Here is a 9,934-nt window from a genome sequence, read left to right as displayed (position 1 = left end):
GCCGCCGCCGTCGCGCCGGCCGTCGCACCGGCCGTGGCGGCTCCCGCCGTGCCCGCGCCGGCCGACGGGGTGCCCGCCGTCCCCGCCGTCCCCGCGGCCGGGCTCCCGGCCGGGGCACTCGGCGTCGCCGCGGCGCCGTCCGGAGCACCGGCGGCGGTGCTCGCCGCCGCACCCGGGGCGGTCGTGCCCGCACCCGCCGCCGCGTCCTTGGAGCTCGTGGACCCCCCGGACCCGCAGGCCGCCAGCGCCGCCAGCAGCACACCCGTCGCCGCCGCGGCGGCCACCTTCCGACCGGTCGTCCCCATGTTTGCGCCCCTCTCGTGTCCGTGGCCCCTCAAGATAGACGCGGGCCGGTCAGATCGGTTCCCCGGGCCCTCACCTCGGCGAACACCCGCCGCGGACGGCGCCGGGGCCGGTGTCCTCCTCCCACGAACCGTCGCGGACCGGCCGCGGGCGGGCCCCGGCCGGCGCCCGCGGACGGGTTTGCCCGAACGGGCAGCAACACCCCGGACGGCCGGACCGGCGGGTTCAGCCCCGCCCGTCCGGGGCAGCCCCCGGGGCGCCCGGCGGCAGCGGCTCGACGCCGACCACGCGGCTGACCCTGGTCGGCTCGATCAGCACCACCACCCGCCGCTCCCCGGGGATGCCCCAGCCGTACCGCTCGACGCCCAGGTAGGTGTGAGCCAACCGGTCCATGTTCCGCTCGGCCTCCTCCCCCTCGACGAACCGCACCACCCGGCCCCGGATCTGCACCCGGTCGTAGGGGTCGGCGGGGTCGGCGAGCGACAGGCAGACCCGCGGGTCGCGCCGCAGGTTCCGCTCCTTCACCCGCCCGACGGAGGTGTTGAACAGCAGCAGCTCCCCCTCCGCCCCCACCCACATCGGGCTCACGTGCGGCGACCCGTCGGCGTTGACGGTGGCGACGTACCAGATGTGGCCCGCCTCGATCCGCTCGCGGACGTCCCTCGGAATCTCGACCATGGACCGAGTCTTCCCCGCCCCCGCCCGCTGCCACGCCGGCGGCGCCGACCCGGCCGGTTCACCCGCGTCACCCGGTTCACCCGGTTCGCCCAGGGCACTCGGGTGAACACGCCGGGGAGTCCACCCGAAGGGCGCACCGCCCCGCCCGCCGGTGCCGCCCTCCGGTGGCAGCGGCCTCCACGGTGGTTGACGGTGGATCAGGCGCCAACCTCGCGAATCCCCTGGCCGACGACGTGTCGGCGATCGCGGCACCGCGCCGGAAGGATCATCATCATGCGTTCTGCACGCACGCTGCTCGCCGGAGCCGCCGTCGCCGCCGTCCTCACCGTCGGCGCCCCGCTCGCCTACGCGGACGGTGCGACCGACCAGGGCAAGAACCTCACCTGGCAGGAGAAGCAGGAGAAGGCGGCCAGCTCCGAGGGCCAGAAGACCTGGGAGGAGAAGCAGAAGGAGTCGTCCGGCAGCGAGGAGCACAAGGGTTCCGAGGGCAAGGGCTCGGAGGGCAAGGGCCACGAGGGCAAGGGTTCCGAAGGCAAGGGCCACGAGGGCAAGGGCGAGGAGAAGACCCCGCACGGCGGCGTGCACACCGGTGGCGGCGGGCTCGCGCTCTCCGGCGGCGGCCTCGCCTCCGGTGCGGTGCTGCTGCTCGGTGGGCTCGGGGCGGGCGCGATCGCGCTGCGCCGCGGTCGCCGGACCAGCGGCGCCGCGATCTGACCCCGCGCCGTTCCCGCCGTCTCCCGGCCGTGCCCGGCGCCACGTGCGCCGGCCGCGGCGGGGGGCGCGGGGCGGCGCTTCGTCGTGTCGTGAGTCGTGCCATGAGTAGTGCCACGAGTAGTGCTGTGCGTCGTGCCGTGAACCTGCTGTGAGTCGTGCTGTGAGGAGTGGGAGCGATGGCCGGTCTGGTCCCTGGAACGTCCCGGCTGCTGCGCGGGGGGATGGGCGCGGCGGCGGTCGGGCTGCTGCTGATCTACAACTCGGTGGACACCGCGCCGGCCGACGGTGCGGCGCCCGGGCCGGCCGCTCCCCCGGCGGCCACCGCCCCCGCCTCGCCCGGGGCCACCCCGCCGGCGCCGACCCCGACCCCGGCACCGACCTCGGCCGCCCCCGCCGCACCGGCCGCGCCGGTCAAGGCGGCGCCGCCGCTGAAGGCGTCCAAGCCGACCCGGCTGCGGATCCCGCAGATCGCCGTGGACGCCCCGTTCACCGAGCTCCGGCTGAACGCCGCCGGGCAGCTCGACGCCCCGCCGCCGGACGACAAGAACCTGGTCGGCTGGTACCGGGACGGCGTCACGCCCGGCGAGCGCGGGGCCGCGGTGGTCGCCGGGCACGTCGACACCACCAAGGGCCCGGCCGTGTTCCTGCTGCTCAGCCTGCTGCTGCCGGGCAACAAGGTGGAGGTCCAGCGGGCCGACGGCACGGTGGCGGTGTTCGTGGTGGACACCGTCGAGACCTTCGCCAAGGACGCCTTCCCCGACCAGAAGGTGTACGGGAAGACGCCGGACGCCCAGCTGCGGCTGATCACCTGCGGCGGCACCTACGACAAGAAGCGCCGGGACTACCTGGACAACGTGGTGGTCTTCGCGCACCTGGAGTCCTCACACAAGGCCTGACCGCCGCACCGAACGACCGCCGCTCCCCTTCTCTACGGAGGGGAGCGGCGGTCGTCTCGTACCGGGCGGGTTCAGCCGCGCACCACGGCCTCGAAGGCGTGCAGGTACGGGTTGACCGGGCGGACGGCGTGGACGTCCAGACCGGCCTCGGTCATCAGCCGGACCATGCTCTGCTCGGAGTGCTTGGCGCCGCCGACGTTGAGCATCAGCATCAGGTCCATCGCGGTGGTGAACCGCATCGAGGGGCTGTCGTCGACGAGGTTCTCGACCACCACCACCCGGGCGCCCGGCCGGGCCGCCGCGACCACGTTGGCCAGCGTGCGGCGGGTGCTCTCGTCGTCCCACTCCAGGATGTTCTTGATGATGTAGAGGTCGGCGCGGACCGGGATGTCCACCCGGCAGTCGCCGGGGACCAGCCGGGCGCGCGGGGCGAACGCGCCGCCCTCGCGCAGCCGGGGGTCGGCGCCGGCGACCACCTTGGGCAGGTCGAGCAGGGTGCCGTGCAGCGCCGGGTGCTTCTCCAGCAGGCTGGCCAGGACGTGGCCCTGGCCGCCGCCGATGTCGACCACCGTGTCGACGCCCGCGAGGTCGAGGTAGGCGGCGAAGTCGGCGGCGGACTGCCGGCTGGAGGTGGTCATCGCCCGGTCGAAGACCTTGGCGGACTCGCCGGCGTCGCTGTGCAGGTAGTCGAAGAACTCCTTGCCGAACAGGTCGGGGAAGACGTTGCGGCCGGAGCGCACCGCCTCGTCCAGCTTCGGCCAGGCCTCCCAGGTCCACGGCTCGGTGCACCAGAGGGAGATGTAGCGGAGGCTGTTCGGGGCGTCCTCGCGCAGCAGCCGGGACATCTCGGTGTGCGCGAAGCGGTCGCCGTCCAGCTCCTCGAAGAGGCCGTAGCAGGTGAGCGCGCGCAGCAGGCGGCGCAGCTGGCGGGGCTCGGTGCCGAGTTCGGCGGCCAGGTCGGTGGCGGTGGCGGGGGTGTCGCCGAGCGCGTCCGCGACGCCGAGCCGGGCGGCCGCGCGGACGGCGGCGGCGCAGGCGGCGCCGAAGACGAGTTCCCGCAGGCGCATGGCGGCCTGCGGGGTGGTGGCGGGTGCGGTGGTCATGTGCCGGGGTCCCTGCTTTCTTGCTGTGGGTGCGTCTGTGGGGTGCGGGTGCGTGCGGTGGCGCGGACGGGTCAGCAGTGGCCGGCCGGCTCGGAGACCGCGCAGTGGTTGCGGGCGAAGGAGTTGTCGGTGCCGGTGTCGCGGTCGGCGACGTCGGCCGGGCCGTTGCCGAGGACGAGGTTGTCGGCGACGGTGTTGCGGGCGTTGGCCACCCCGACCACGCTGTGGACGAGCACGATGCCGCCGGAGAACGGCGAGGCCCCGACGTTGTCGCGGACCTGGTTCTCGGTCACCGTGGTCTCCTCGGCGCCGGTGAGCACGATGCCGGCGCCCTGGATGTGGTCCAGGCGCGGGTTGGGCGGGCAGTAGCGGTTGTTGGCCTCGACCCGGTTGCGGGTGACGCTGAGCGCGCCGGCCCGGGGCACGCCCTCGTCGCCGACGATGAAGACGCCGCCGCAGTTGCCGTGGATCTGGTTCTGCTCGATGGTCAGGTCGCGCAGCCGGCGGACGGTGACGCCGATCCGGTTGTCGGAGAGCCTGTTGCCGCTGACCACGGTGCCCTCGGTGGAGAGGGCGCCGCCCTCGCTGTCCACGCTGTTGGCGAGGAAGACCCCGGACTGGCCGTTGCGGGTGGACTCGTTGGCGGTGATCACGCCCCGGGTGGACTTCTCCTGGCTGATCCCCTGCTGGCCGTTGTCGTGGACGTAGGTGGCGCGGACGGTCAGGCCGGTGGTGCCGGTGGCGTTGATGCCGTTCTTGCGGAAGCCGGTGACGGCCAGCGCCTCGACGGTGACGTCGGCGAGCGGCCGGTCGTCGGTGCCGGCCACGCAGAGGCCGTGCCCGGCCGCGGCGCAGGGCGTGGCGGCGTCGACGGTCTCGGCGGGCGCGGCGGCCGGGGAGATCACCGTCTCCGGGCCGGTCCCGCGCAGGGTCAGGCCGGGGGTGGTGATCCGGACGCTGCCCGGGTAGGTGCCGGCGAGCAGCTGGACGGTGTCGCCGGGCTCGGCCGCGTCGACGGCCTGCTGAATCGATTCGCCCGGCAGGACCACGTGCAGGCTGCCGTACGAGTGGGAGGCGTGGGCCGGGGCGGCGCCGAGGACGGCGAGGACGGTGGTCAGGGCGGTCGTGGTGGCGGCGATGGCCGCGGCGAGGTGGTGAACCCGTCGCGTGGGCATGAGAGGTGACCTGCTTTCTGGCGCACTCGCGGCGACGCCGGCGCGGTGACGCGGGGTGTGCGGAGGATGACGGCCGGTGGGTGTCGGCCGAACCGACGCTAGGTGCGGGCGGGTGCCCCCGCCACCAGGGTTGGGCTGCCGGGCTGACGGGGCGTCGGCCCGGGCGTGGCGGGCGGGACCCGGACACGACGGCGCGCCCGACCACGGGGTGCGGTCGGGCGCGCGGGTGGGACAGGTGGTGGGCGGTGCGGGGGGATGCCGGTCCGTCAGCTGATCAGTCCGTCAGCTGGCCTTTCCGTCAGCTGACCGGTGCACCGAGCCGGACGGGCAGCGCGGCGAGGTGCCAGGCGACCGGGTTGGGCCCGCGCTCCACGTCCGCCGGGGCGACGGCGAGGGCGAGCCCGGGGTGGACCCGCAGCAGGGCGCCGAACGCGGCCACCGCCTCCTCGTGGGCGAGCACGGCGCCGATGCAGCGGTGGGCGCCGTGGCCGAAGCCGAGGTGGGCCTCGTGGCGCGGGGCGGCGGCCCGGCACACGTCCAGCCGCTCCGGTTCGGCGAACGCCCGGGGGTCGTGGTTGGCGCCGGCCAGGATCGGCATCACCGCCTCGCCCTTGCGGATGAGCACGCCGCCGAGCCGGACGTCTTCGGTGGCGTAGCGCGGGAGCGCGCCGAGCGTCGGGCCGCACCAGCGCATCAGCTCGTCGACGGCGGCCGGGAGCAGGGCGGGGTCGGCGCGCAGCCGGGCGAGCTGCCCGGGGTGGGCGAGTAGGGCGGCCGTGCCGTTGCCGATCAGGGTGGCGGTGGTCTCGTGGCCGGCCACGATCAGGTTGAGGATCAGCGAGACGGTCTCGACCGGGTCGAGGGCGGTGCCCTCGGCGGCGGCGAGCCGGGAGACCAGGTCCTCGCCGGGCTCGGCCCGGCGCCGGTCGACCAGCTCGCGGGCGGCGTCGACCATGGCGCGCAGGGCGTCGTCGAGCCCGGGGCCGGCGCCGCGGCCGAGGTAGGAGCTCCACTCGCGCCACCGCGGCCGGTCCGGCCCGGGGATGCCGAGCAGCTCGCAGATGACCGTCACGGGCAGCGGGTAGGCGAAGTGGGCGACCAGGTCGACCACGCCGTCGGCGTCTGCGTGCTCGCGCAGGGCGCGGGCGTGCTCCTCGGCGAGCCGCTCGATCCGCGGGCGGAACCGGCCGACGGCGCCGGCGGTGAAGGAGGGGTACACCAGGCCGCGCAGCCGGCGGTGCTCGGCGCCGTCCGCGTCGAACACACCGGCGCGCAGGTACTTCTCGCACTCCGGGGGCAGGCCGCGCGCCCGCCAGACCTGCGCGGTGCGGTGCGCGGGGGTGGGGCCCGGCACGCTGGCGGCGTCGTTGACGAAGCGGGGGTCGCCGAGCACGGTGCGGACGTCCTCGTAGCGGGTGGCGATCCAGAACGGCTCGACCCCGGGGATGGTGCCCCGGGCCAGCGGGGCCCGTTCGCGGATCCGCGCGAAGGTCTCGAACGGGTTCCGCACCAGCTCCGGATCGCGCAGATCGACCGTCTCGAAGGTCTCGGCGGTGGTCATGGGGCTCCCTCGGGGCTCGGGCTTCGGCGCTCTCGGGGACGACAACAAGGCCGGGACCGCCGTCGATCGTCCGTGAGCGTCCGATCCACTCGATCGGGTGAAACGGTCCCGTGCGGGCGGCCGTCGTCCGGGGCCGCGGGCAGGAGCGGGACCTGCCCGTCGGCCGGGGCCGGCCGGCGTGCCATGCTCGGGGCATGAGCACCGCCACCACCGCGCCCCCGATCCCCGCCGCCCCCGCCGCGCCGCTGCCGTCGTTCGCCGGTGGCCGCAACCCGATCGGCGCCCATGTGCCGGTGGCGGCCCGGGGCCTGGCCGGGACCGGGCTGGCGTACGCCCGGCGGGTCGGCGCCGAGACGGTGCAGGTGTTCGTGGCGAACCCCCGCGGCTGGGCCACGCCCGCGGGCAACCCGGCGCAGGACGAGGAGTTCCGGACGGCCTGCGCCGAGCAGGCGCTGCCCGCCTACGTGCACGCGCCGTACCTCATCAACTTCGGCTCGGACAACCCGGCGACCCGGGAGCGCTCGGCCGACTCGCTGCGCCACTCGCTGCTGCGCGGGCACGCGATCGGCGCGCTGGGCGTGGTGCTGCACACCGGTTCGGCGGTCGGCTCGGCGCCGGGCGGCGGCTCGCGGCGGGCCGAGGCGATGGCGCAGGTCCGGGCGGACGTGCGGCCGCTGCTGGACGAGCTGGACGCGCTCGGCGAGGACGCGCCCTGGCTGCTGCTGGAGCCGACGGCGGGCCAGGGCAGCTCGCTCTGCGCGCGGATGGAGGACCTCGCGGAGTACGTGGCCGCGCTGGACGGGCACCCGAAGGTCGGCGTCTGCCTGGACACCTGCCACGCGTTCGCGGCCGGCCACGACCTGGCCGAGCCGGGCGGGGTCCGGGAGGCGCTGGACGCGCTGGTCGCGGCGGCCGGCCCGGGCCGGCTGCGGCTGATCCACGCCAACGACTCGGAGGACGTGGTCGGCGCCCGCAAGGACCGGCACGCCAACATCGGCGCCGGCCGGATCGGCGCCGAGCCGTTCCGCGAGCTGTTCGAACACCCGGCGACGGCCGGCGTCCCGCTGGTGGTGGAGACCCCGGACCGCAAGCACGGCGGCGACGGCACCGGGCACGCCCTGGACATCACCGCCCTGAAGGAGCTGCGCGCCCGGGCGGCCGTCCCGGCCTAGGAGGCACACCGCTCGGGCTGCCGGAGCCCGGGGGCGGTGGGAGGCTGGGACGACCGATGCCTCTCAGGCTGGGAGTCCCCGATGAGCCCGACCCGGAAGCTGGCCGAGCTGCCGTGCGGCCGCCGCAGCAAGTGGGTGGTGCTGGCGCTGTGGCTGGTCCTGCTCGTGGTGGCCGGTCCGCTGGCGGCCAAGCTCACCGACGCCGAGGACAACCAGGCGTCCAGCTGGCTGCCCGGCAACGCCGAGTCCACCCGGGTCCTCACCGAGCAGCGCGCCTTCCAGCCGGTGGACACCGCCCAGGCCGTGGTGGTCTACGTCCGCGACGGCGGCATCACGCCCGCCGACCGGGCGGAGGCGGCCCGGGACGCGGCGGCCTTCGCCACCGCCCCGCACGTGCTCGGCCGGGTGGTCGGGCCGGTCGAGTCGGCTGACGGCAAGGCGCTGCAGACCATCGTGCCGGTGGACATCGGCACCGGCGGCTGGCAGGACCTGCGTCCGGCGGTGGACTCGCTGCGCGCGACCGCCGCTGCGGACAGCCTCGGCATGACCACCCATGTCACCGGCCCGGCCGGGATCGGCTCCGACCAGGCGAAGGCCTTCGCCGGGATCGACTCCACGCTGCTCGCCGCCACCGTCAGCGTGGTGATCGTCCTGCTGCTGCTCACCTACCGCAGCCCGGTGCTGTGGATCCTGCCGCTGTTCTCGGCGGCCGGGGCGCTGGTGGTCTCGCAGGCGGTGATCTACCTGCTGGCCGACCACGCCGGGCTGACCGTCAACGCGCAGAGCGCCGGGATCCTGATCGTCCTGGTGCTCGGCGCCGGGACGGACTACGCGCTGCTGCTCACCGCCCGCTACCGGGAGGAGCTGCGCCGCCACCGCGACCGGCACGAGGCGATGGCCTTCGCCCTGCACCGGGCCGGTCCGGCGATCCTGGCCTCCTCGGCGACGGTGGTCGCCTCGATGCTCTGCCTGCTGATCGCCGAGATGAACTCCACCAGCGGCCTCGGCCCGGTCTGCGCGATCGGTGTCCTGGTGGCGCTGGCGGCGATGCTGACCCTGCTGCCGGCGCTGCTGGTGATCGTCGGGCGCTGGGTGTTCTGGCCGGTCCGGCCCGCCTTCGGGACGCCGGAACCGACCCGGACCGGCCGCTGGGCGCACGTCGGGGCGTGGATCGGACGGCGGCCGCGCAAGGTCTGGATCGGCACCGCGCTGGCGCTGGCGGCCTGCTGCGTCGGGCTGGTGTCGCTGAACGCCACCGGTCTGAGCACGGCCGGCACCTTCACCGGGAAGCCGGACTCGGTGACCGGCCAGCAGGTGCTGGCCGAGCACTTCCCGGCCGGGACGGGCGCGCCGCTGACCGTGATCAGCGCGGCGGGCGGGGCGGAGGCGGTGCGCGCGGTCGCGCAGGCGACGCCCGGGGTGGCGGGCACCTCGGTGCCGGTGCCGCACGAAGGGCGGGCGCTGTTCCAGGCCACGCTCACCGATCCGCCGGACAGTCAGGCGGCCAAGGACACCGTGGACCGGCTGCGCACCGCCGTGCACGCCGTCCCGGCCGCCGACACCCAGGTGGGCGGATCGACGGCGGTGATCCTGGACGCGGGCCGGGCCGCGGCGGCCGACAACCGGGCGATCATCCCGCTGGTGCTGGGCGTGGTGCTGGTGATCCTGGCCCTGCTGCTGCGCGCCGTGACCGCGCCGCTGGTGCTGATCGCCACGGTCGTGCTGTCGTACGCGGCGGCGCTCGGCATCAGCGCGTTCTTCTTCACGCACGTCTTCCACTTCGAGGGGGAGGACAACGCCTTCCCGCTGTTCGTCTTCGTCTTCCTGGTGGCGCTGGGCATCGACTACAACATCTTCCTGATGACCCGGGTCCGGGAGGAGGCCGCCCAGCACGGCACCCGGCCGGGGGCGGTCGCCGGGCTGGCGGCGACCGGCGGGGTGATCACCTCGGCCGGGCTGATCCTGGCAAGCACCTTCGCCGTGCTGGGGACGCTCCCGGTCGTCGGGTTCGCCGAGATCGGCTTCGCGGTGGCGCTCGGCGTGCTGCTGGACACCCTGGTGGTCCGGTCGGTCCTGGTGACCGCGGTGACGATGGACCTGGACCGGCGGATGTGGTGGCCGAGCGAGTTGTCCAGGCAAGTCCGGCCACCGGAGGAGGAGTTGGCCAGACAGCTTTAAGTTACCAATGAGTTCATATGGTTATCGTTCACTGTCTGGACGAACGTGGCCCGGCGTCGCTTCACTGCGCACATGCCAACTCCCGCCACGCGCCGCCCGGGCGCGCGCCTCGCCGCCGTCCGCACGGCCGCCGCCGCCCTGCTCGCCCCGCTCG

At 75.3% G+C, this 9,934-nt stretch carries 9 protein-coding genes; 4 read left to right on the top strand and 5 right to left on the bottom strand.

The window, feature by feature from the left end; translation table 11 throughout:
• Both AB0N76_RS38000 and AB0N76_RS37995 read right to left on the bottom strand, forming a co-directional pair.
• Window positions 1–305: hypothetical protein (locus AB0N76_RS38000; protein ID WP_363565410.1), on the bottom strand; the 305-nt coding region annotated here is incomplete at its 3' end.
• A gap of 223 nt (window positions 306–528) precedes the next feature.
• Window positions 529–981 (bottom strand): PPOX class F420-dependent oxidoreductase, encoded by a 453-nt coding sequence (locus AB0N76_RS37995; RefSeq protein ID WP_363565408.1) that lies wholly within the window; start codon window positions 979–981, stop codon window positions 529–531.
• Between the two features lie 273 nt (window positions 982–1,254).
• Here AB0N76_RS37995 and AB0N76_RS37990 point away from each other — a divergent pair, with 273 nt between their 5' ends.
• Together AB0N76_RS37990 and AB0N76_RS37985 are read left to right on the top strand one after the other, a co-directional pair.
• On the top strand, window positions 1,255–1,695 hold the full coding sequence (locus tag AB0N76_RS37990; protein WP_363565406.1) for a hypothetical protein: 441 nt from the start codon (window positions 1,255–1,257) through the stop codon (window positions 1,693–1,695).
• Between the two features lie 176 nt (window positions 1,696–1,871).
• On the top strand, window positions 1,872–2,591 hold the full coding sequence (locus AB0N76_RS37985; protein ID WP_363565404.1) for a class F sortase: 720 nt from the start codon (window positions 1,872–1,874) through the stop codon (window positions 2,589–2,591).
• Between the two features lie 71 nt (window positions 2,592–2,662).
• Here the strand turns inward: AB0N76_RS37985 and AB0N76_RS37980 are convergent, their stop codons facing one another.
• The 3 genes from AB0N76_RS37980 to AB0N76_RS37970 form a co-directional block, all read right to left on the bottom strand.
• Window positions 2,663–3,694, bottom strand: a complete 1,032-nt coding sequence (locus AB0N76_RS37980; RefSeq protein ID WP_363565402.1) for a methyltransferase — start codon at window positions 3,692–3,694, stop codon at window positions 2,663–2,665.
• Window positions 3,695–3,765: 71 nt separating this feature from the next.
• Entirely contained in the window at window positions 3,766–4,869 is a 1,104-nt protein-coding gene (locus AB0N76_RS37975) for a right-handed parallel beta-helix repeat-containing protein (RefSeq protein WP_363565400.1), read from the bottom strand.
• 298 nt (window positions 4,870–5,167) lie between these two features.
• Window positions 5,168–6,430, bottom strand: a complete 1,263-nt coding sequence (locus AB0N76_RS37970) for a cytochrome P450 (RefSeq protein WP_363565398.1) — start codon at window positions 6,428–6,430, stop codon at window positions 5,168–5,170.
• Window positions 6,431–6,624: 194 nt separating this feature from the next.
• On the opposite strand from AB0N76_RS37970, the gene AB0N76_RS37965 reads away from it, so the two are divergent.
• A complete protein-coding gene (locus AB0N76_RS37965; protein WP_363565396.1) occupies window positions 6,625–7,602 on the top strand; it encodes a deoxyribonuclease IV in 978 nt (325 codons plus the stop codon).
• Window positions 7,603–7,683: 81 nt separating this feature from the next.
• The gene (locus AB0N76_RS37960) at window positions 7,684–9,780 is read left to right on the top strand and encodes an MMPL family transporter (protein ID WP_363565394.1); all 2,097 of its coding nucleotides are present in this window, start codon (window positions 7,684–7,686) and stop codon (window positions 9,778–9,780) included.
• Window positions 9,781–9,934: the final 154 nt, after the last annotated feature.

Origin of the sequence: Kitasatospora sp. NPDC093806, from assembly GCF_040683335.1 — a bacterium.
In the GTDB taxonomy this organism is placed as follows: Bacteria; Actinomycetota; Actinomycetes; order Streptomycetales; family Streptomycetaceae; genus Kitasatospora.
The sequence above is the reverse complement of the archived record's forward strand: the minus strand, read 5'-3'. Positions and strand labels throughout refer to the sequence as shown.